Below are 23,525 nucleotides of genomic sequence, written 5' to 3'. Positions count from 1 at the left end.
CACAATATCCATATTTATAAATGGATATTGTGCTGGATAAAATAAGTTGAATAAAAAAGGTTATATAAAAGCGCTATACAGTTAATGCAAGATTGTCGCGGTGTACCATGACGACACGTTCTTCGCTACTGCCAAAGATCTTATCGAACTGTTCGGTACGCTCACGAGCAACGCGACGCGCATCATTCGATGAGAAGTTTACCTGCCCAACGGCAATACGCTCACCTGTATCTTGATGAATAATTTCTACCACATCACCTTCATCAAAACCGCCCTGCACTTCTACAACACCCACTGGCAATAAACTTCTATTGTGCTCAGTCAATGCTCTTGCAGCACCTGCATCGACGACCAAGCTACCTGACATACGTAGATGCGCAGCTAGCCACTGTTTACGCGCGATAATTTTATCTTCGTCATTAGTCGTTAGTAACGTACCTACAGCTTCGCCTGATACCACACGAGTGATAACGTCATCGATAGCACCGCTGACAATAACGGTAGGACAGCCACCCATTGCCGCAAGGCGTCCAGCACGGATTTTGGTCAACATACCACCACGTCCAAGCTTACCGCCGTCTCCTGCAATATCAAATAAGTAATCCGCCATTGCACGTTCTTGACGAATCATCTTGGCATCAGGATTATCACGTGGGTTATCAGTAAAGACGCCTTCTTGATCGGTTAAGATAATGTACAAATCCGCATTAACCATTGCGGCTGCCATCGCACCCAAGGTATCGTTATCACCGAATTTAATCTCATCAATCGTGATGGTATCATTCTCGTTGATAACAGGTAGTACGCGCCATTCTAATAACTGTGTCAGCGCACCTGTCGTATTAAGATAACGACTACGATTAGACAAGTCATCATGAGTTAGCAGTAGCTGCGAGCTTTGAATGCCATGCTGAATCAAAGCTGACCACCATGTTTCAATCAATCCCATTTGACCAATAGAAGCACAGGCTTGTAGTGCTGCTAGTTTTTTGGGACGTTCCTCAAGGTTCATACGTACCACACCTTCAGCAACAGCACCTGATGATACCAACAGTACCTCAACGCCTTTTTTGTGTAGCTTAGCAATTTGCTTTGCCCACTCATATATGGCAGTACGATCCAGCCCTCGACCGTTATTGGTTAATAGTGATGAACCAATTTTGACAATAACGCGCTGAATATCAAAGTTGCGAGTTTGCTTAACAAATCTTGCTTCTTCCATCGTGTTTGCTATGTCATCTGCCATATAAACTCCTTTTTTTCATATCAATTGATTGTAGGGATTAAATTCACAATTCAAGTATAACTGCTCAAGCATACTAGCTTAAGGAACGTACATTACCTCAACGCCATCGTCATCATCGTCGTCAAAATCAGACGTATCCAAGCCTTCACGCGCCGCTTTACGAGCTGCACGATAGGCTTCACGCTGTGCTTCAGTGTTCAGACGTACTTCAGCTTCTAGACGCTCAAAACGTTCTTTTTGTGCTTCAGCGAAGATAGGATCTTCTATTTCACGCTCACGCTCAAGTTCGATATCATTCATCAAATGATATTTGACCGCATCAACGCCTTCACCAGTTAGCGTTGCTGTGCGGAAGACCATACCAGTCCAACCAAGCTCTGCGACGATATGAGTACAAAGCGCATTCAAATCTTCATCGTTGACCTGATCGATTTTGTTTAATACCAAAATCTGCGGCAAGTTGGCCAATTCAGGAGAAAAACGCTCAAGCTCGTTTAAAATAACACGGGCATTCTCGACTGGGTCGCTGCCATCAACAGGCTTAACATCAACTAAGTGTAGCAGACGACGCGTACGCGCAACATGTTTTAAGAAGCGAATACCAAGTCCGGCGCCTTCTGATGCACCTTCAATAAGACCAGGAATATCTGCCATTACAAATGAGCGATGACGACCAATATCGACCACACCCAAGTTTGGTACTAGGGTGGTGAAAGGATAATCAGCCACTTTCGGTCTAGCAGCAGAGACTTGACGGATAAAGGTCGATTTACCAGCATTAGGCAAACCAATCAAACCAACATCAGCCACTACTTTTAGCTCAAACTTAAGAACTTTCAGCTCACCTTCGAAACCTGACGTCGCTTTACGCGGTGCTTGGTTGGTTGAGCTTTTGAAATGGGTATTACCTAGACCACCGTCGCCACCTTTTGCAATCAGTAGTGTCTGGCCAATCTCAATCAAATCGCCCAATACTTCGTCTGTCTCGGTATCAACTACCGTCGTACCGACTGGTACTGGTAAATAAAGATCATCAGACCCTTTACCTGAGCAGTTTCTACTATGGCCGTTCTCAGCACGCATGGCGTCATGACGACGCGTATAACGATAGTCAACTAGGGTGTTGGTGTTGTCTTCTGCAATGACGTACACATCTCCGCCCTTGCCGCCATCACCACCATCAGGTCCACCACGTGGGACATACTTTTCTCGGCGAAAACTGGCGATTCCGTTACCACCGTCACCTGCTTTTACCGTTACGACGGCTTCATCAATAAATCGCATCTTACGTTCCTTAATTCACAATCCAGTCTATAAACTGGTTACAACCAACGGTTGTATTTTGGGGTTTTGCTATGTTGTTGCGTCAAAATACACACTGTATAAAGTCTACTTTTACTTAGTGCCCATTATGACAATAACACCCGATAATCAATCGGACTATCGGGTGTTTAAGTATGACAGTTAAAATCCTACCAAGCTATTTAAAGTAGCATCTGCTACAGCGCCATTCTTATGACACGATAGCGCTACTATACTTGGTATGACGTTATTGCTCTACTGTACTTAGTAATCTATGCTGGAATCTGAGCGTAGCTGATTCCGGCCATCTGCGTCGCCAAACGCAATACCTGAGTACTATAACCTACTTCGTTGTCATACCAAACATATACGATAGCTTGGTTATCAGTCAAAATAGTAGCTTGAGCATCGATAATACCAACATGAGTCGTACCAACGAAATCCGTTGATACCGCTTCTGTAGAATCTGTATAAGCAATCTGCGACTGCCAAGTGCTGCTGTTAGCCATTTTGCGCAAGAACTCATTCAACGCATCAGCGCTTGCTGGAGCAGTTTTCAGATTCACGTTCAAAATCGCTAGGCTGACGTTTGGTGTTGGTACACGAATAGCGTTACCCGTTAGCTTACCGTTTAGTTCTGGCAATGCTTTACCAACGGCTTTTGCAGCACCAGTACTAGTGATAACCATGTTCATCACAGCACTACGACCACGGCGGTCTGCTTTATGATAGTTATCAACCAAGTTCTGATCATTGGTAAATGAGTGAATAGTCTCTACATGACCATTTACAATACCGTACTCATCATTCAATACATTCAGCGTTGGTGTAATCGCATTGGTCGTACAGCTAGCAGCACTAACGATCGTATCATCACCAACAGTGTCATTGTTCACACCATAAACGACGTTTTTGATATCACCGCCAGCAGGTGCTGTTAGTAGTACTTTTTTCACGCCAGTAGACTGTAAGTGCTTGCCAAGACCCGCTTCGTCTTTCCAGATACCCGTGTTATCGATAACAAGAGCATTGTCGATACCATAAGCAGTATAGTCGATTTCGCTTGGGTCTTTGGCATAGATAACTTGTACAAAACGACCATTAACGATCATGCCGTTATTATCATCATCAATGCTGATGCCGCCTAAGAATCTACCATGGATTGAGTCACGCTCAAGCAATGAGATACGCTTAGCTAAGTCACCAGCAGCGGCTGGACGTACAACGATCGCTTTTAGTTGTAGACCTTTCGCACTTGACGCTTGTGACAATAGCAGACGAGTCAAGATACGACCGATACGGCCAAAACCGTACAGTACAACATCTGTCGCACCGTTTACAGCACCAGCGTTGTTGATAGACTGTAGAGCGGTTTGTAAATCAGTATCGTTAGCAATCAATTGACCAACATCGATACGAGTGGCTTGGATATCAGTGTTTTCTGAGATAACTTTTACCATCGCTAGAGTATCAGCGATATCGATAGCTTTGGCGCCATGGTCGCGTAGTGCTACTTTTTGATGCAAAGCAAGTATTTGACCAACTGAGGTAGAGTCTAGCGTTTCGCCAAACAAAGTCACTTGTACGTCTTGCTTGTTATAGAGCTTATTTAGTAGCCCCATAAGCTCAATCGCTTGTTGCTCTTGATTGTTGTAGTTGTTCAAGTGGTCTTGATGTAATTGGCGTAAGGTATCAGCGTTGCTCACGAGAAACATCCTTATGGTCAGTAATGTATGATCAATAAAATATGAAGAAGTGTAAAATAGATAGGTCGTGTATGCTCTAAATGGCGACTCTAATATGATAATCAACCACTATCAATATGGGTTATTGACGCTAGAGTATTTGAATCGCCTAGATTTTAGCCTAAAACGCCTCATTTTGCCAGTAGTAACCGATTAGCTAGCGTGCATAATAGGTTTCATTCTCTTATATAGTTCTTATATATAACTAGTAATAAAAACAAAGGCAGCTATATATGCTGCCTTATTCGAGACGTAATGAAATAATAATCGCTATAGGGCTTAATTAGTTAGAGCAGTAGATTTAGTTATAACGCTTATGGTGCTAGACTTACCGTTTGGTTGCTCTGCGACGTCAATGTAAACTCTTTTAAGTCATAACCTTGCTGCTGAGCAATTTGACGATATTTAGTATACGTTTCCTGACTGATATTTGGCGAACGTGCTAGTAGCCATAAGTATTTTTTGTCAGGCGTTCCTACTAGCGCAGTTTTATACTCCGCATCACGTGCCAGTACCCAATAGTCAGCACGGCCGACTGGAATCCAACGAATCCACTTCGGTAAGAACGTCACTTTTAGTTTGCTGCCACTCTCATCGACTGGCTTAGCCAAACCCTCTGCCACAATACCCGAACCGTCCTCGCTCACACACTTATTAGTAACCGTGATTCCTGAGCCATCATGTTTTTGAGCATAGTTGGCGGTGACATCACCAGCACACTTACGCTGAAAATACATCGGCAAGCGGCCAATCTCATACCAAGTACCTGCATAGGTATTAAGATCTACGCTATCTACGGTAGTTGGCGTGCTTGCAGATTTATGAATAATATCACTTGGCTGAACCGATAGCATATCGGTCGTGGTCTTCTCACTCATCGCATCATCAGACATGCCATTATTTGCTACGTTGTTAGTTGCCGAGTTCATTGGCGGCGTGGCCGCATAGGCTGAGAACGCTGCTAACGGTATTATAATCGCTAAGGCAATGCCTGTATGTTTGATCAGTCCATTCATAAATATGCGCTCCGGTATTTCTTTGTAGGATGAATTATTTGTTGATGCATCACTCATTTGCTCAGCGTCAATGGCGTGTTCAGAACTACTGTTTAGATTATCTATTTGATCCTCTAACAGTCCTGACATTAATGGCTCATCTTCATTTAGTTTTTGTGGTTGCTTATTTTGCGCTGACTTATAGCCAGATGATTTATAGCCACCAGCCACGTCATGATTGTCCTCATTGCTATTTTTTAGATCTTTGCTTATCTCATTGTTACTCATAGCTGACTCTTTTGCCCTAGGGCTTTTGTCGGCGCTTTTGTATCCAAAATAGCTGTCTTGCGAAGACGTGTCTTTTGCCAGATGGTGCGAATATTCGCCATTCGAGCTGTCGTGATTATAGCTAGCATCGTTACTAGCTTGGTTTGTCTGTTGCGTGTCGTCGCCATATTCATTGTCATTGAGCGATTGCTTAGGCTGCTGAAGTTGAGAACCAGCTGCCTGTGAATCAGTCCATGCTGACTCAGGTAACTTATTGGTTTTCATAGGAGTACCATTCTTAAATAGTGATTGTTAAAAACGCTTTATGTACGGCATCTATTTGGTCTCGTTTTCTAAAAGCCATTTGCTTTGGTATAAATTATTTGTGCAAAACTTGACTCTACAAAAGCTTTTTTATTATTGTATTTTGAACATCACTTTTGAACAGTCACTCGTCTATAGAAATAAGATCAACGTATCGTAGATATGCAATATATATTAAGGACAACTGGACTATTAAAACAGTAGTGCAATGTAGGAAAACGCAACGGTTTGTAAGTAACTATGGGGTTTGAGTGTTGTTTGAACACATCATAACCACACAGTTACTTGCTGGATAACTAAGTTAAAAATCAGTTATTTGAACTTACTAAGCTTAATACGCACGTCTAATACGAGTCACATTCAGGCACATGACACCGTAGATTCCCTGTAGCTTTCTTGAGTCATGCGGATTATATGAACTGACGAATACCTGCCACACTGATACCGCCATACTGCAATGCTTGATCGAGCATTGCAGGCTCCAAACCACCTAACCCAATGACAGGCATATCAACTAACTCTGCTAATGCTGACCATGCTTCCCAGCCAAGCGGTGTGTCATCAGGATGCGTTTGGGTGGCGAGCACAGGCGATACGAAAGCACCAATCACTGGTGGCAGCCCCTGTTGTATCCTCATGCTGGCAAGTTTGTTGGCGACTGTTATGCTCGCGATGTCATGACAGCTGACGATGAGCGGACGGTCTTTAGATAGCGACTGTGTGAGAGCTGTAGGATTGCCATCTTCATCAAAGCATTGCATCAGTGTCGAGTGTGTCAAATGCTTGGCAACTATTCGCTGACCAATCTTTGTCTCATTAGCGGTTAATAACTCTTCATCGTCCAAAGATTGCTCATTATCATTAGGTAAAATCGCTAAGATATCTGGACGTGCCGTTATCAATTGGCAAGCAAGATGCTTAAAATTTGTTTCCTTCAGGCGGATATATACCCATGATTCTGATGTTAGATTTTCTTGGTAATATTGTAGCCATGCCTCCGCTGCATCAGTATGTGTGCCAAAATGTGCCAAAGGATAAGTAATCGCTATCTTCGATGGGAGCTTCAACCATTCAAGGATTGTCTTATTAGCAGCAGGCAGATGATACTCTCCTGCCAAAAGTTGTGATTTGGCCACCCAAGTCAGTGCCTGCCCTTCTAAACCCTGATTACGGTGTTTATGCTGCTCGTACTGCTCTGCTGTCAGCTCAATCTTATAAACCTGTAAGCTGACCTGCTTATCGCCATAATCATGATGCAAACGCCCAAGTTTAACGATAGTATTATCATCAAGCAGGATACCCGTCTCTTCAGCCACTTCTCTTATTAACGCCTGCGCTGCTGACTCATTTGCTTCTATCTTTCCGCCAACGAACTCGTAACGATTCCCCTGATGCTGAGTAGCATCTCGAAACCCAAGCAAATACTGATCTTTATAATGAATGACAGCCACTGCAACATTTACGATATTTACGATGCTGGGTTTGTTAGTTTTCGTCTTACTGTCTTTCTTGTTTCCTGACTGTTGATATAGCCCATTCGACATACTTATATCCTTTATTTCGGTATTTACTCTGATTATTTCTGATAATTTAATAGTTTTTACAGGCTAGATTATTCAGTTAAATTTATTACCTAACCTACTAATTTATATAGATAAAATTTTTATTCTAGATAGTTTATGACAGCGAAATTAGATAAGTTTACATAATAACTGCATTTTATTTTATCAATTGCCTTGCAAATTTATCAAATCTAAATGATAATTATTATCGTTAAAAACAATTACGCTATGGTTAGCCAATTTTTAAGCCACTTCTTCTCAAAAGGAATTTACTATGAGCATGGTCATCTCTCGTTATTTAAACTGTCGTGAAAACCGTCTCCCTACTCTGCAATCACAACATCTATTTGCACTGACTAAAGAGGTACGTATCGAGCATGAAGGCGAAGAGTATCGACTACGCCTAACTCGTAACAATCGCTTGATTCTAACCAAGTAACGTCTATTTCGATAATATCTGTTTCAATGCTTCTATAAAAAAACGCCTCATAATGAAGGCGTTTTTTTATAGGCTATCTAACTTAAAAGTAATTTCAAAAGCTCTTTCAGTTAACATCAACTAGAAAACAGTCATCCTCTGAATGAACAATTTAGAACTGCCAACTATAGACCACATCCACTGCATTCTCGGCGGCTGAACTGGCTTCCACATAGATACGGCGTGTCAATTGATAACGAACAGAGAGACTGTTTTGCGCATTGAAAACACCCACACCATAGCGAATATATAAGTCAGGCGTTACGTAACCTGTGACGTTGACATTGGTGTCCTCGCTACTACCTGAGGCATCGACTGTCAGACTTTGTAAGCCAAACGCTTGCCCGATTTGATTGGTTAGGCTACGAGTGCCACTAAGACCAAAGCTCAGTCCAGCGGCGGCCAGATTATTGGTCACTTGGGACTTAAACCCTTGCTCACTAATTTGCGTCGCGCTCTTATTATCGATGCGGCCTGTCACCAGTGCGTTCATTGCTTGCTGCTGGGTCAAACCTGCATTGTTGAAGACAATAATATTGGGGCTTTCGGCCGTCCCTTTGACACGCAGACCTACTGTTTTGCCATTAATCGTTTTGGCCGCTTCAATACTCAAGCTTGGCTTCATCACGTCGCCATTGAAACGAACTTGACCATAGTTAAGTTCTAAGTTTTGACCCAAAGCATTGATGTTGGTACGTCGTGAGACCTGCACAACACCTCTAGCACGCATGATACCTATGCCATTCTGAGTAATATTAATCGCACCTGCCAATGGAATGACTGCGCCAAAACCACGGAAGTTGATATCATCGCCCAAATCGACACCGATATCAGCATTGATTGACCAAGGTTTTGAGATAGCCAGTACTTCATCGATATTACCAATCAAACGGCGATCTAGTACAACTGCATCCTCAGTCTGAGTGATGATATCTTCGCTGGCTTCAGGTGGACGAATGGTCGCAGACGGTACACTGATCGCCCCTTTTATATCGACATAACGATCGCCTGGACGCACGATAATATCGATATCAGGATCAATTTCAGCAACCAGTAGTGGCGGTTGAGTGATAACTAGGCCTTCACCGACAATACTCAACTTGGCCTGCAGTTTTTGCTGCCAATTGACTGTTCCTGTCAATGCGCCTTTACCTGTACCACTATTGAATGTACCGTCAATGGTCGCTTGCGTACCGCGTATTTTTGCAGCAGCATTTACTTTGGACAGATTCACGGGCAAATCAAGCATAGCTATACGGCCGTCAGAGAGTTTTACGTCGCCATAGAACTGCGGTTTGGTTAAGGTGCCACCTAACCCACCCGCCATTGTGACGTTACCTCTTAGGACGCGCATACCAGGGAAGAAAGGCTTAAATATCGCAAGATCAAGCTCGTTCAGTACCAATGCACCAGAGATTGGTTTAGGGTCTTTGTAAGGATCAACGATCACTTCAGCATATCCACGCGCACCGCGTCCAGTATTGATATCAGTACGCAGCTTAATACCCTCAGGCACAGACAGAGCAATGAGAGAGACACGCTTGTATGGCAAGGTCATTGATGTGCTCTCGCCATCTTGAACGAGGCCAATCTTGCCGTTGTCTGAGTATAGCGTGGTATTAATGGTTGGCGGACGACCACGTTGCCATCCCACGACTGCTTTACCATTAATCTTGCCATTCCAGTCAATATCTTCTGGTAAGAACACTGAGAATAACGACGTATCTAAATTCTGCAACGCTACATTGACTTCACCTTGGTCTGGCGATGCCACTAGTTTTTCACGTAGACAGAGCTTGCCAGTTTGATCCGTGGCCTGCCAGCAGTGGGCGGCAAGCTGTACTTTTAGATCACGGTTCTCACCACCCTGATTGTAAGGTAAATTCACAATCAGCTGTGCAGGTTGCAATTGATTCAAAGTCGCATATTTAGATTTAATGCGGCCTTTTCCAATGACACCTGACCAGCTTAGCCTGTCTCGATCAAAACCACCTTTTAGCCTAGCGCCGACATCGAGTTGCTTATTGGCCACATTTAGATCGACCACATGAGATTTTTCGGTACCATTAAAAGACGCTTTAACGCTATCGAAACTTTGACCAGCAGCATCTAGACCTTCAGCCGTCACGATTAACTGGCTTGGGCTATTGGCTAAGTTGACCAGCTTGCCGCGTACACGGCCTTGACGCAATATAAAGCCAGGTAGCGCGAGTCGCTCACCGACCAAGTCAATATAAATAGTAGGCAGTGCTTGACCAGCTGGTTGAGATAGCGTGGCACCGCCCGTGACTTTTCCAGCCAATTGACTAGACAGTTGATCTAGACTGGTGATGTTAATTTTGGTTTGTAGCTGTTTGGCATTACCGTTAGCCGTGACGTAATTATCACCCCAACGCAGCACAAGGTTATTAGCGTTTAAGCTATCAATCAAAGCATTTACTTGCTTGTATTGTGCTTGGGAATCTTGGGTCTGAAGTTGTTTAAAGTAACTTGCTAAATCTTTAGGCAAACGCATTTTCGCTGATAGGCTACCTTTGGCACTCAGTTGCTGCCCCTTTAGCATGCCATTCAGATTGACTTGTTTAATATTGACGATCTGCTGCGTGTCACTCCAGCGGCCATCTGTATCAATCGTACCAGTGATAAGGCTTGGGGTATCTTTTAGGAAGTAGCCAATGTTAAAACGATCCATGACCGCGTTGATATCCCATGCAACGCCTTGACGCACATCAACGGTTCCGCTGGCATCGATACTACCTGCCGCACCCACATGACGGAAACGGTTGATACGTATCAGCTGACTGTCACCACTGGCTTCTATATTCAGCTTACCTGCTGGCAATTGCTCGGCATCCAATATGCCGTTGAAATTTACGGCAAAGCGCTGCAATGTCCCTGCGGTGTTTTTGCTGTTTTTTGGCGCATTTTGCCACTCGCCACTGGTTTTTAGATCGCCTGTGATTATCGCTGGATTATTGGGTAAAAAATAACCCAAGTTGAACTGATCAAAACGACCATCTATGTTCCAGCCGATATTTTTACGTAAGTCGATAACCCCTTTCGCATCAACTGCGCCCGCTTCACCCTTATAGTTCAGCTTACGAATACTAATCAGCTTTGGTGTACCCGCAGCATCGATAAACAGACGGCCTTGTGGTACATCTGCTGTATCAATCCGACCATCAAAACGCGCATCAAATACTGACAGCTCACCACCTACTATATCGACACTGGCATCACCAGCACCTGTGATACCGACAGCACGATCTGCTTGCGTCGCATCGAGCTGCGCTTGCATATCGGTATCGTTTACAGTAATCACGTGACGTTGACCGCTGACACCATTTTTGGTGATGTTTAGCAATCGACCACGCGCACTTATACTACCTGTTAGGCGCTCAAGCGGTAAATCGCTACGATATTTCTTAGGGAGTAAACCTTTGGTACTAGCGTCAATCTGCCATGTCAGTGGACGCTGTTTGTTCGCTAACTGAATCTGCCCTGTGCCGGATAAATCTCCTACGATGCCGTTATAATTAAGACGATTGATATCTATGACATCACCAGCCTTACGTATACGTAGATCGTAGTTGCCCTTGGGTGCAGCATTTAGCTCATTGATAACGGCATTGGCATCGACTGATAGGGTCGAACCTCGAACGATGACGTCCGCCTGCCCACTAGGACTGTCGATATTGCCAATATTGGGTACGTTACGGCGGGTTAAATTTTTCCAGTTAGCATCAATATACCAAGGCGCGACTTGCTTGGACTTGGCAGAAGTTTTACCACGAACCATATTGGCATTGATGTGCTCACCATCGCGCTGACGCAAATCTGCATCAATCTGCGTATTACCAGTAGGATTCTGCTGCTGATAACGCAATGACAGCCTACCGTTAAGGGTTTGCGGCGCATAAGCTTTGAAGTCGGTATACTCAACCGGAATAGCTTGGCGAATATTAAAGTTGCTACCCGTCGCACGCACTGTAGCCTCAAAGCTGTCTTTCCAATCTAAAATACCTTGTAATGCCAAACGGCCCGCTGGCACGTCAGCATCTAGGCGATCTATACGTAGCTGACTGTTGGCAATAACGGCACGGCCTTGGTAATGACCTGATGGAATGTCTTTGGCCGTCAATTCAGTATTGATACGCAGCCGTATCTCAGAGATGACACCAGAAGCTGTGGCTGTACCGCTTTGTAGACGAATGTTTTGGCTATCAGCGTAAGGGATAAGAATATCATCCCACTGTAGTTTTGCATCAAACGGTGCACCCGCATCTAACCCTTGTACTACAAAGTCGCCTTTCACATCGCTATCGTTATAACGACTGCGTACTTTACCGACAGTACGTTTGAGCGATCCCGTTGCAGAGATATTCAATGGGTCGATATAGGCTTTTTCAAGGGCGCTGACTTCCGCAATTGCACTCAAATCTAGTGGATAGTCGCCCTGTAGGTCGATCTCTCCTTGTAAGGCACTGACTTTTACGATATCAGCGTACTGCAGGTCACCACGACCAACGGTTACCGTACTACCTACCCACGTCAGGTCACGTGCCGTAATGTCTTGAATAATGATAGGGTCTTTGGTTACTTGCTTATAGGTGATTTTCTTAATTTTTGCTTGGTCAAAACGCAAGTTTACTGGCAAGTTTAAAGTTTTATAATCGAACGGTTCACCAGTAGGTGGTTTTTTATTGATAATTTCTATGGTCTGGATGTCTGCATCGCTTAAATGTACTTCTTTTGCAAATACTGCACGCCAACCTATTTTGACGTAGGCCTTATCTACCAATATCTCAAGATCTTCAGTCGCTTCAATATCGATATCAGTGACCCAAATACCATCGCGCAAGTTACCGCGTCCGTATTTGAAATCAATACCGGTTTCAACACTGATTTTTTCTAATATAAACTTCGTACCAGCGTCCGTCCCTGCCGCATAAAAGAATATGGCAAACATGATCGCCAGTACGATAAGCACCAATACCAGTAGTTTGAGCAGAAATGACAACGGATACCAACGCCTAACGGCACGGGCATCACGCTGTGCTGGATCTTCATCTGGAGCATTATTAGGCGGGGTATTTTCTGTCAGCATGACACTCAACTACGTTAAAAAATGAAGACCAGCAATCGGTACGATAAGTAATAATTAGAACATTTGGAGCTACTAAACATTTGGAATTACTACATTGAGCGATTATAACGGTGAACCAATAAAGAAGTGTAGTCGTACTGGAATGCTTTCCTCGGTCACACCAGCAGCCACATCGACACGTACCATTCCTACAGGCGATGCCCAGCGGATACCGACACCGACGCCGACTTTTGTCTCAGTGTCAAAATCTTTGTCGTAGGCATTACCGACATCAGTAAAGAATGCGCCACGGAAACCTGGTTTAAATTCATAGTTATACTCAGCACTACCGACCGCTAGCACCTGCCCGCCCGTTAGATAGCCTTTATCTAATGGTGACAAGCTCTCATAGTCATAACCGCGGATACTCTGATCGCCCCCTGCAAAGAAGCGCAATTTATAAGGTACGTCATAAAAATCATCCGCCCAGATATAACCGGCATTGGCACTACCTAACACTTGATGCTTTTTGTCTTCACCAAAGCTATAGATACCACTAATACCTGCACGAACGATTGCCAGGTCCGTATCACTCAAAGCTTTATCCGCACCTGCTTCGATCGAGTAATATTGACGCATACCGCGAGTTGGATTGGTTACACTATCTGTATCGGTTTTATTCATACCATAGCCAAACAGCAGTGCTTGCTGCTTTGGGCTTGAAGAAGTAAAGCGAATAGGAAGGTCATCTAGCTTCGCGCCGTCAACCCCTGTCTCAAGCTCATCTAAACGGTAGCGCACAGAGTAGCTACGGTTCCAGCCAGTGTCACTACGGATATTACGTGCCAAGGCAGCCTTTAGTGTTCTGGTCGACAGATCAAAATTGCCTTTTCCTTGGTCAATCACTTCTTCCTCATAAGTTAGGCGTGCGTCTAGCTTATCATTGAGCGGATGTTTCCACGGGCGGCTGGCATACACAGCCACGTTTTTGCTGATTCTCGACACTTCTGTCTCCACACCTGCTTGATAGCCTTGACGGTTGAGCAAATTATAGTCTATTTTTGCGGTTGCACGAACACCAGTATCTGTTCCATAACCCAGACCAACTTGAGCATCACGTGGTTTATCTGCGTATACAAAAACGTACAGCGGTACTTTCTTGCTCTCCGCAACGTCTTGAGGCGTTTTACGTCCTGCTAATGTTGGAGGTACAAAGTTCTCATCATTAATCAAAATCTTTTCATCAGGGAATATTTTTTGAGCAACATTACTGATTGAGTCACTGATTTTTCCCAGTAGACTATCAGCTTCCTGATCTTTTTCGTCTAATACCCGATCATTTGGCAAGCGGCTTAGGCGTTCTGCTTTTTGTCTAATAGCTTGCAGCTTATCCAAGGTTGCTTCATCAGCCTCAAACTCAATGGCAGCGATATCCGCTTCATTGACCGTTTCACCACTGTTAGCAATCAGAGTATTACTGCTTTCTCCACCACTATCGCTAATCGTATCTACTCTGACAGCAAACCCGTTAGAAGCACCTAGTCCCGCATCACTATTCAAATCGGTAATGCCGTCATTGTTGATATCATCATCTAATGCCCCGTTACTATCGGTAGGGGCATTATCGAACGCTAAGGTACTGGCTTCGCTACTATCGTTGGGCGGTAATATCGACTCGACGTTGACCGTATTAAAATAACGAGTTGCTGACAAATCATTGCTAAATTTTGTGACTGCTGGACGATAAAATGGATCGCCCGGCGTAAAGCCATAGAGCTGCTGTAATAGTGAAAGCTCTACTGGTAACTTGTCAGGATCTTGGGTCAGCGTGTTAGTTTCTTTGTCATACGTAAAGAACACCACATCATCAAATTCGTAACGATCACCCGTGTTATAAACCAACGAGACATCTGCCTTGTTATCCGGCAAGATGATATCGACAGATTTGTTCAGCCAATACTGGTCAAAATAGCCGTAGGTATTGCTCAAAGACTCTAAAGCCGCCTTACTACTCTTGTAGACACGGTGATTAAAAATATCGCCTTCTTGTGGCGGCAAATCTGTCTCAAGCGTTGCAAACTCTTCCTGCTCACTGCCCTCACCGCGAATCTCAATTATACGGCTATCTACCAATACAGGCTCGCCTAGCTCTTCAATCACAACATTGACTGTGTCACGATCAGGTTGGGTCAAACGCAGCTCAACCTCATAGTAACCAACCGCTTTAGCAGCATTCTGTGCCGTCTCACGCAAACGTGGCAATGCCGCAGTAAAGTCTATAACCGACTGAACGGAAGTATCATCAAGTGCTGCTTTGATATTTTTCATCGGCTGAATATCATTATCAGCCTCAATCAGCTGAGCCTTACCATCGGGAGCATTTTCAGCCGATACTTGCTCTAGATAAATAGCGGTTTCTACATTTGGTAGGGCCGCCACACCACCATTAAACAAGCGATTATAGAGGCGCGTAACGATATTACCTCTATTTCGCGCGCGTGGCCGTGGTCTATTGGCTTGTTCAATACTTTGATCGACGGCCTGAGTGTCATTCTGATAATCAGGTAGATAGTCATTAGGATTGATAATATCTGTTGTCGTACCTTCTACATTGGCAGGCCCATTCGTACCAGCTATCACCTCATCACTACTATCATCAGTCGTCAGGCCATTTTCATTCTTAACAGTAGCTTCACTGCTAACGACATCTTCATTGCTAACAGCGCCACTCACCTCAATCGGACGTGACATCCCTTCAGCTGTGCTCGCCTGTTCTTCCGTTGTTTCATTTCTACCCAACGTATCAAGATTGTTCGGAGCTGGCAAGTTTGTCGCATCTAGCTCTACATCGAGACCAATTGGCGATGTTGTATCATCTAACGTAGCGATTGGCGCATCAAAATCACTGTCGTTATTACTAATATTGATACTGTCAATATCTTGAGCTTTCTGCGCATCCATCGCAGCTAGCTCACGATCGATCTGCTCAGGCGTCATCATTTGATAACCCTGCTGCTGGATCGCAGTTGCTTGTTGCAACAGATCATCATTAGCATAGTTTGACTGAGCATTATTTGGATTATATGAATTGCTTGGACTATCAGTGAAAGTCTCTAGATCTTGAGAGTTATTGTTTTGAGAAGATAAGTTTTGAGCATTGGGATTTTGCTTCGTCGAGTTTTTAGATCCTAACTTTGTCGAGTTAGGTTTTTTAATTCCTAAGCTTTGTTCGCTATATTCGTCCAATACTGACTGATCAATGATGCCTTGTTCTACTGCTTTTTTTAGACGTAGCGCATCTAGAGCCATATCTAGCTGAGTATCGCCATCGGACAATGTAGCTGACTGCTTGATAGCCGCTTGATCATTAGCAGCTTGACTATTGTTATTCTGCTTACTAAGCGTTCGATTACTATCAGTTTGGTCAGCAGCAGATGAGTTGGTGATAGCGGTATTATTTACACTATTGGTAGTGTCTGCCATTGCCGCAGGTGCCATACCGAACAAACTGGTCGCAAGCGCAGTGCACAGTGCCGAACGTCTGAAATTTTTACGCGGCGCTACTGGGTAAGTACTCAAATTATTACTATCATTTTGGATTATGGCTGTGTCACGCTGCATCATTAGACCCTTGCATGCTCGAGTTGAAGGCTGCTTTATCATCTTTACGTCCTATCAGCTCACGCGGCACAATCTTATCAACGATAACAATCGTCAAGTCTGACCGGTGAATAAACTTATAGCAGTTATCTGGAATTAATGGTTTACTACTTTAATTTTATGACTGGTTATCTATAGTGTCGGCTTTAGCACTGTGTGTCTACTAGCTTATAGACAGTGTTGATGGGTAGTAGCAGCCTTTGTTTTCACTACTATTTATACCCTAAAACGCAATCACATAAAATTTATAAATCATAACTTAGTTAAATATCGAATCATAGCATTGACTGCATGTATTTTCACCGAAGCCTTGCTATTATACGGCTTAATATTGATAAAACCTATGCTATATCTTGATATAGTTTTTAATAAAATTGACGATTATTATCATAAAAAAATTGTCGTTCAGCGCCGATATTTTCTCTATCAGTCGCGATTTATCTGTAGGAATGTCCATGTCCAACCAGTTTCAGTTATTCAAGCGTCGTCGTTTTAGCGCTATGTTCTTCACCCAGTTTTTGGGCGCATTCAATGACAATATTTTTAAGCAGGCGCTCATACTGGTGCTGACTTATACTGCCGCCAGTAAATTAGGCGTAGAGGTCAGCATCCTTAATAACTTGGCCGCCATGTTATTCATCCTGCCCTACTTTTTGTTTTCTGCTTTGGCAGGACAGATTGCTGATAAGTATGAAAAATCAAAGCTTACGCAGTTTATTAAACTCCTTGAGCTGGTCATTATGGCGGTTGCTGCGGTAGGCTTTGTCTTTGAATGGTATGCACTGCTGTTTGTCGCGTTGTTTTTGATGGGTACACATTCGACCTTCTTTGGACCGATTAAATACGCTTATCTGCCGCAAGCAATGAAAGAAGATGAGCTGGTCGGCGCCAATGGCCTTTTTCAGATGGGTACTTCGCTGGCTATTTTGGTCGGTATGATTGTCGCTGGTATTTTGACTCAACTATCACAATCCCTGTATTGGATTAGTGCCACGGTGTTGGTTGTTGCTGTTTTAGGATATTTAGCTGCACGCTATATTCCTACTATGCCAGCGATGCAGCCTGACTTGAAGATTAACTGGAATATTATTACGACCAGCTTAGCCACGGTTCGTTACTTATACTCTCTGCCTTTTTTGTTCTTTATCATTCTTGGCAACAGCTGGTTTTGGTTTTATGGGGCTACGTTTTTGACCCAAGTGCCAGAGTTCAGCAAGGTGATTTTGCTTGGTGATGAGTCAGTCGTTATTTTCTTACTCACATTGTTTTCTGTTGGTGTGTCAATCGGTTCAGTGCTTTGTAAAACATTGACCAAAAACAAAGTCAGCTTGCGTCTATTACCATTCGGTATTGCTGGATTAAGTATCTTTGCTATTGATTTGTATTTTTCACTTTCAGGTTTAGATATAAATGTGAATAATGACACATTACTTGGCATCGGTGATTTGTTTAACATAAGTGGTAGCTGGCGGGTATTCGCGGATTTATTCTTATTAGGGTTCAGCGGTGGTTTGTATATCGTACCGCTATATGCTTCTATGCAAGCCTACGCACCTAAGAGTCATCGAGCACGTATTGTCGGCGCGAATAACATCTTTAACGCGATATTTATGGTTACCTCAGCAATCTTTGCGATTGTTATCTTAAACGTTTTAGGGTTTACGCTACCACAGCTATTCTTGGTGACAGGACTATTGAATATCGTGTTTGGTGCATTTTTATACATCAAACTCAATAAACATATTAAGCATGCCGTTATCCAAACTAACGATGGTATAGCACCGTAAATATGGTTAACGCCGTAAATAAGTTTGACTCCATAAATACAGTCTAATGTTGCGCTGATGGTTTCTTAGTTATGATAGCTATAGTAGTTTGCCCACTATCTATAGATTATTTATGGGCTACCTAGACAGTAATATTCGAGCCGATAATTTGGATTGTTTGCTATAGTAATACGCATCATGCCGTTGCTTTTGGACGGTAACATACTTTATTTTATTGACAGTTTTTAACACCATCAGGAGTGAGTTATGACCCTGCGTCCTTTATCTAAAATTGACCAGTTGTTACTTGGGGTCGATAAGGCATTACGAGCTGTCGTGCCCCATTCCAATCCAAGCACGCGTCCGTTGCCCGTCAGTAGCGATGAGATTCCTGAACTGACCATCACAGAGGCGCGGCACGTCTCAGGTCTTATGCGTATCAATCATACAGGTGAAGTATGTGCGCAGGGTCTATACCATGGCCAAGCGTTTGCCGCAAAAGATAGTGGTGTCAAACAAGCCATGCAACAATCGGCCGAAGAAGAAGTCGATCATTTGGTCTGGTGCGAGACTCGCTTAAGCGAACTTGGTAGCCATGCTAGCGTATTTACGCCGCTTTGGTACGGTATGTCTTTTGGACTCGGTGCAGTCGCAGGTGCGATCTCAAATGAGTTTAGTCTAGGGTTTGTAGCGGAGACAGAAGCGCAGGTCAGCGAGCATCTACAAGATCATATCAAGCAGCTACCTGAACATGATCAGCGCTCAAAAGAAATACTGGCACAAATGGATAAAGAGGAGCTGCATCATCGTGAGCTAGCACTTGCAAGTGGCGGCGCTGCTTTATCTCCGCCAGTACGTCGAATCATGCGATGGATGGCAAATCGTATGAAAGATACCGCTTATCACTTATAGCTTATGGTTACAGGTACTGTGGTTAGTTGCTGTTGTCAATTTTCTTACTAATTAATGGCTGCACAGATTTACGTAGGTTTGCTTAATTCTAGCGATTAACAATCCTACCACAGATAGCGTAAAGCTTAATTTGCTACGGTATTAAAAATTTGTACGATTTTGCAGCAATGCGCTATTTATATTACCGTCCAATCAATGAATAACAACCAGATAAATTAAACAAGGTAACGATTTTTATGAAAGCGATCCTCTCTAGTAGCCACTCTATTAAGTCACCAAAGTTTGCGACATTGACCGCCATGGCTGCAACCTGTGCCATGCTGTTATCTGCACCTGTGAACGCTGCAGAAACTGATGCCGCTGCAACAGCTGTACCTAGTGCGATGGACTCAAGCAAACGTGTGATTCGTCTTGCTCGTCCAAATGCAACTATCAGTCCTGCTCAAGCCAACACTGCTCAAACAAGCTTGCCAGCAACACCTGCGAGCAACAGCCAGCCGACTAATGCGCAAACAACTAACATGCAACTAAGCGGCACTCTGCAAAACAATGCATCTGTTAGTACTGCTCAGCCTCAAACACCGCAAATGATGTCGCCTGCTGCTGCACCTGTCATGAACGGCACTACTCGCGTTTACGAGCCTGGTCCAATGACAGCTACCGGTATCGACTTGCGTAGCGGACAACTTCCGAATATTCCTACACCGCAAGTACAGCTCTCAGACATGAGCTTTGTCAAAACTGTACTGATTCCGCAACAAAAAGGGCTAGGTACCGATAAACTTGATGTTAGCTTACTAGACGATTTCATCGCGGACGTATCCCCTAACGCGCGTCACTATCCACCAAACTTTCCTAACCGCTCGCAGCGTCATTACACGCGTGAAAAAATCAAAGTATTAGCGGATTGGATCGAACCTTATGCTAAGTCGCCAAATGCTTCTTATGATGTGTTGCTTCGTGCTGCTAAGCTGAACGGTATGGGTCGTAACCTAGACTTGGGTTCAGACTACACGGTACGTGGTGGTCAGTATGTCGATCGCGCTATCAAGCTGCAGCCTGATAGTGGTGAGGCTAACTTCTTATACGGTATGATGCTATCAGAAGGTGGCGGCTTCAAAGAAGGTCAAAAGTATCTAGACCGAGCTGTCGCTTTAGGGTACACCGAAGCAGAACAAAGCTTAGCACAGTCAGATCTACTTAGTGACCGCCGCGCTAATGCGTTAGAACGCCTACGTCGTCTTGAAGGGCAATACCCTAACAACACTGTTATTCCTCAACAAATCAAGCTCGTTGAAGAAGGTAAGTTCTATATTTGGGATATCCCTGCCCCTGACATCAGTGTAAAACCAGGTGCCTAGAAACGCTATACTTGTTGAGACTAGCTGCTATTGAAGATTTGATTCATAAGATATTTGTTTCATAAGACCTTCACTAGGTCAAATCTCTAATAAATAATCTAAGCTTTAAATACCAAGCGCTTTTGTTTTATCTCTATAAGACAAAAGCGCTTTTTTTCGATTATCAGAAACCCATTCGTTTTAAAACACATCTTTGTAGAACTGCAAATGAATAGTCTAACGCCAAAAGTTGCGCTACACTCATTATCAATTGCTACTTTCATTATTAATACTCTCATAACCACCGTTTATTGGACTGACTTATGACTTTCGCTGGCTTTAGCAAACAGACAGTAATGCATATGAATAAAAAAACCCTGCCCATTACGTCATTTATGCTTTTGGCGGCAACAGTATTGCTACCAGCGTGTAGTACGGTGACGGTAGATAAACAAGCCTCGGCCAAGACCATCTCAGCGCAGCGTGGCAATATCGTCACTGACAATGCGCTAAGTAGCGATACAGCATCTGCTTTGTTATCAGCAGGACTGAATGAGCAAGCCTGTATGCAGCAATTTGACTTATGCTTGACTCAGCTCTCTGACAGTATGCTTAACAGGAACTATCGCCCTGCTTTGGCTATTTTTGCAGAACTGCACTATGCAAAAGCGCGTCAACTATCTGATTCAAAAAACTGTCGTAATGCACTGGCACGCCCGCCACTTGATCCGTATTACGCCAATGCGCCTTTAAGTGATGATGACGCCAAAACGCAGCAAAAAGAAACCGACCTGTGTTTAACCGATTATCAAGCAAGGTTGTTTGATGCCGTCAAATACAGCTACACCTATCTGTTTTATGACAGTTTGACCCATGACTTTGAAGGTGCAGAGCAAAATAGCAATAGCCATCGTGCGCAAAACCGTATTCCGAATGACAATGACATCCAAACCCAGGACATTTATAACGCTGCCAGTAACGACGTTATTACTCAAATCTATCAATCGACTGAAAATGCCAATAAATTGATGGGTGATACGACAGTAGAATATCTGCCAATAACCTCTACCAAGCGTGACAACACGGATGAAGCAGCGATTGCCAATCGACCACCGCTAAAGGGCAAAGCAACAGACCAAGTTAAAGTCATGAAAGTTACCGTAGATGACTACAATCTTGATATTTACTTGCCAAACGAAAACAACTATCTGCAAAACGCTCATAAACAGACTTCCGCTTTGGCAGACTTATCATCCACTTATGAGCTGCGACTCTCAGGTCTCAATTCCGTGAGCAAACGCCCCGGTTTAGGCATCAGCTTGGTGGCGTCATTGGATGATCGCTACACCACCACGATCCGTCAGTTACTGGTCGCCTCCTTATCTGGTCGACTAACAAATGAGAATAAAAACACGGACGACAGCGAGCCAAGCTCACGTATTTTTCCCACTGGACACCTGTTATTAACGGGTCTGATTAAGCCAGATGGCAATAGCGTATTAGATGCGCTTAGCAGTCGTAAGCTTGATATTCATTTATATAACCCGTACCAAACCGAATCCGTTAATATTCTCAATGATGACTACCCACTGGCAGCCAACTTTTCGGCGGGATATGGCTTATGGTTATCAGAGAACCAGTTAGATGGTGTGGGTTATTTAAACTTGATTACGCGCCAGCCAGATGCTCAGCTACCCAAACTCTTTATGCTCGAGCCTTATGATCCTGATAAACGCGTGTTGATTATGTTGCACGGGCTAGCCTCTAGTCCGGCCACATGGGTCAATCTGACCAACGATATTCTTAATGATGACAAGCTGCGTGATAGTTACCAAGTTTGGCAGATATTCTATCCAACCAACCTGCCTATTTTAGAAAATCGCTACCAGATTCAGCAGTTAATCAACAGCACCTACCAGCAGACCGATCCCAATGGACAGAATCGTGCCAGTCGAAATAGTGTGATTATCAGTCATAGTATGGGTGCCATTATCGCTCGCATGATGCTGTCTGATGAAAATTTAGTCGATGATTTAGATAAGCTCAATGATAAAGACATACTCTCTAGTAATGAAAAGCAGCAAATCCGTAACGCGCTCAAAACGTCTTTTGGCGAAGATGAGTTAAAGGAACGATTTGAGCTACAGGCCCTGCCACAAGTAGACACTGCTGTTTTCCTATCTGCACCTTTTCGTGGTACAGATTATGCAGATCGTTGGTTTACCCGTGCGCTACGCCGCATCGTTTACTTACCTGTAGGTCTGGTCAAAACATTCACTGATAACTTGGCGACCATCGCCACACAAGGCGACTTGGCACAAAACCCACTGGGCGCGTTATATTTGCAAAATGGCGCTAGCCAGTTAAGTGATAAGTCGTCTTTTATAGAGTTAACCAAAGACATCACTATTAATGAGCGAATCACTTACCATTCGATCATTGCCAATAACGATGCCGATATCACTAAAGGACTGGCACAAACGCAACCAAACGGTGCCAAGATTGATTTGTCTCAAGCGGTAGAAGACAACTCTGGAAATGAAACGGCGAGCGTTGATGTGAGTAATAATACTGAGACATCACAGCTACCACCCGAGCCGCTTGTTGCCGCTGTGACAGTCAATGATGATATCAGTCAGGCACTGACCGAGCGTTTGTCAGATGGTATTGTTCCTTATAATAGTGCCCATCTCGATGGCGCCGCGTCTGAAACAATTATTAATGGCGGTCATAGTATTCAGACCAATCCGCAGACCATTTTGACATTGCGAAGAATTTTGCATAAGCAGCTACAAGAATGATGTAGATTTTTGTTATTTCACGAGGTTTTTGACGTATCAAT

At 43.8% G+C, this 23,525-nt stretch carries 12 protein-coding genes; 5 read left to right on the top strand and 7 right to left on the bottom strand.

Features of this window, described 5'->3' with window-relative positions; translation table 11 throughout:
• Positions 1–73 precede the first annotated feature (73 nt).
• The 5 genes from proB to DXK30_RS05275 all read right to left on the bottom strand — a co-directional run bounded on the left by proB (position 74) and on the right by DXK30_RS05275 (position 7,423).
• On the bottom strand, positions 74–1,246 hold the full coding sequence (proB, locus tag DXK30_RS05295; RefSeq protein ID WP_057759177.1) for a glutamate 5-kinase: 1,173 nt from the start codon (positions 1,244–1,246) through the stop codon (positions 74–76).
• Positions 1,247–1,324: 78 nt separating this feature from the next.
• Entirely contained in the window at positions 1,325–2,530 is a 1,206-nt protein-coding gene (gene cgtA, locus DXK30_RS05290; protein ID WP_101206151.1) for an Obg family GTPase CgtA, read from the bottom strand.
• A gap of 290 nt (positions 2,531–2,820) precedes the next feature.
• Positions 2,821–4,263 (bottom strand): glyceraldehyde-3-phosphate dehydrogenase, encoded by a 1,443-nt coding sequence (locus tag DXK30_RS05285; RefSeq protein ID WP_114700815.1) that lies wholly within the window; start codon positions 4,261–4,263, stop codon positions 2,821–2,823.
• Between the two features lie 344 nt (positions 4,264–4,607).
• The gene (locus tag DXK30_RS05280) at positions 4,608–5,840 is read right to left on the bottom strand and encodes a lipocalin family protein (RefSeq protein WP_114700814.1); all 1,233 of its coding nucleotides are present in this window, start codon (positions 5,838–5,840) and stop codon (positions 4,608–4,610) included.
• Positions 5,841–6,289: 449 nt separating this feature from the next.
• Positions 6,290–7,423 (bottom strand): NUDIX domain-containing protein, encoded by a 1,134-nt coding sequence (locus DXK30_RS05275; protein ID WP_114700813.1) that lies wholly within the window; start codon positions 7,421–7,423, stop codon positions 6,290–6,292.
• A 298-nt stretch (positions 7,424–7,721) separates the two neighbouring features.
• Between DXK30_RS05275 and hemP the strand changes: the two genes are divergently transcribed.
• Positions 7,722–7,880, top strand: coding sequence for a hemin uptake protein HemP (gene hemP, locus DXK30_RS05270; protein ID WP_227672156.1), 159 nt, complete (start codon positions 7,722–7,724; stop codon positions 7,878–7,880).
• 151 nt (positions 7,881–8,031) lie between these two features.
• Here the strand turns inward: hemP and DXK30_RS05265 are convergent, their stop codons facing one another.
• Together DXK30_RS05265 and DXK30_RS05260 are read right to left on the bottom strand one after the other, a co-directional pair.
• Complete coding sequence (locus DXK30_RS05265; protein ID WP_114700812.1) at positions 8,032–13,026, bottom strand: translocation/assembly module TamB domain-containing protein; 4,995 nt, start codon at positions 13,024–13,026, stop codon at positions 8,032–8,034.
• Between the two features lie 102 nt (positions 13,027–13,128).
• On the bottom strand, positions 13,129–16,668 hold the full coding sequence (locus tag DXK30_RS05260; protein ID WP_114700811.1) for an autotransporter assembly complex protein TamA: 3,540 nt from the start codon (positions 16,666–16,668) through the stop codon (positions 13,129–13,131).
• Positions 16,669–17,120: 452 nt separating this feature from the next.
• Between DXK30_RS05260 and DXK30_RS05255 the strand changes: the two genes are divergently transcribed.
• From DXK30_RS05255 to DXK30_RS05240, 4 genes are all read left to right on the top strand, one after another.
• Complete coding sequence (locus tag DXK30_RS05255; protein WP_057759165.1) at positions 17,121–18,452, top strand: MFS transporter; 1,332 nt, start codon at positions 17,121–17,123, stop codon at positions 18,450–18,452.
• A gap of 252 nt (positions 18,453–18,704) precedes the next feature.
• On the top strand, positions 18,705–19,343 hold the full coding sequence (gene coq7 / locus DXK30_RS05250) for a 2-polyprenyl-3-methyl-6-methoxy-1,4-benzoquinone monooxygenase (protein WP_201508130.1): 639 nt from the start codon (positions 18,705–18,707) through the stop codon (positions 19,341–19,343).
• Between the two features lie 236 nt (positions 19,344–19,579).
• On the top strand, positions 19,580–20,704 hold the full coding sequence (locus tag DXK30_RS05245; RefSeq protein WP_114700809.1) for a tetratricopeptide repeat protein: 1,125 nt from the start codon (positions 19,580–19,582) through the stop codon (positions 20,702–20,704).
• Positions 20,705–21,006: 302 nt separating this feature from the next.
• A complete protein-coding gene (locus DXK30_RS05240; protein ID WP_227670765.1) occupies positions 21,007–23,484 on the top strand; it encodes an esterase/lipase family protein in 2,478 nt (825 codons plus the stop codon).
• The last annotated feature ends 41 nt before the right edge of the window (positions 23,485–23,525 follow it).

The organism is Psychrobacter proteolyticus (assembly GCF_003350005.1).
GTDB lineage: Bacteria > Pseudomonadota > Gammaproteobacteria > Pseudomonadales > Moraxellaceae > Psychrobacter > Psychrobacter proteolyticus.
The sequence above is the reverse complement of the archived record's forward strand: the minus strand, read 5'-3'. Positions and strand labels throughout refer to the sequence as shown.

What these genes read in the sequence shown, in the direction of transcription:
- DXK30_RS05245 (WP_114700809.1), top strand. Translation starts at nt 19,580, where the DNA reads ATGAAAGCGATCCTCTCTAGTAGCCACTCTATTAAGTCACCAAAGTTT.
- DXK30_RS05240 (WP_227670765.1), top strand. Translation starts at nt 21,007, where the DNA reads ATGACTTTCGCTGGCTTTAGCAAACAGACAGTAATGCATATGAATAAA.
- DXK30_RS05275 (WP_114700813.1), bottom strand. Translation starts at nt 7,423, where the DNA reads ATGTCGAATGGGCTATATCAACAGTCAGGAAACAAGAAAGACAGTAAG.
- DXK30_RS05280 (WP_114700814.1), bottom strand. Translation starts at nt 5,840, where the DNA reads ATGAAAACCAATAAGTTACCTGAGTCAGCATGGACTGATTCACAGGCA.
- cgtA (WP_101206151.1), bottom strand. Translation starts at nt 2,530, where the DNA reads ATGCGATTTATTGATGAAGCCGTCGTAACGGTAAAAGCAGGTGACGGT.
- DXK30_RS05285 (WP_114700815.1), bottom strand. Translation starts at nt 4,263, where the DNA reads ATGTTTCTCGTGAGCAACGCTGATACCTTACGCCAATTACATCAAGAC.
- hemP (WP_227672156.1), top strand. Translation starts at nt 7,722, where the DNA reads ATGGTCATCTCTCGTTATTTAAACTGTCGTGAAAACCGTCTCCCTACT.
- DXK30_RS05255 (WP_057759165.1), top strand. Translation starts at nt 17,121, where the DNA reads ATGTCCAACCAGTTTCAGTTATTCAAGCGTCGTCGTTTTAGCGCTATG.
- proB (WP_057759177.1), bottom strand. Translation starts at nt 1,246, where the DNA reads ATGGCAGATGACATAGCAAACACGATGGAAGAAGCAAGATTTGTTAAG.
- DXK30_RS05265 (WP_114700812.1), bottom strand. Translation starts at nt 13,026, where the DNA reads ATGCTGACAGAAAATACCCCGCCTAATAATGCTCCAGATGAAGATCCA.
- DXK30_RS05260 (WP_114700811.1), bottom strand. Translation starts at nt 16,668, where the DNA reads ATGATAAAGCAGCCTTCAACTCGAGCATGCAAGGGTCTAATGATGCAG.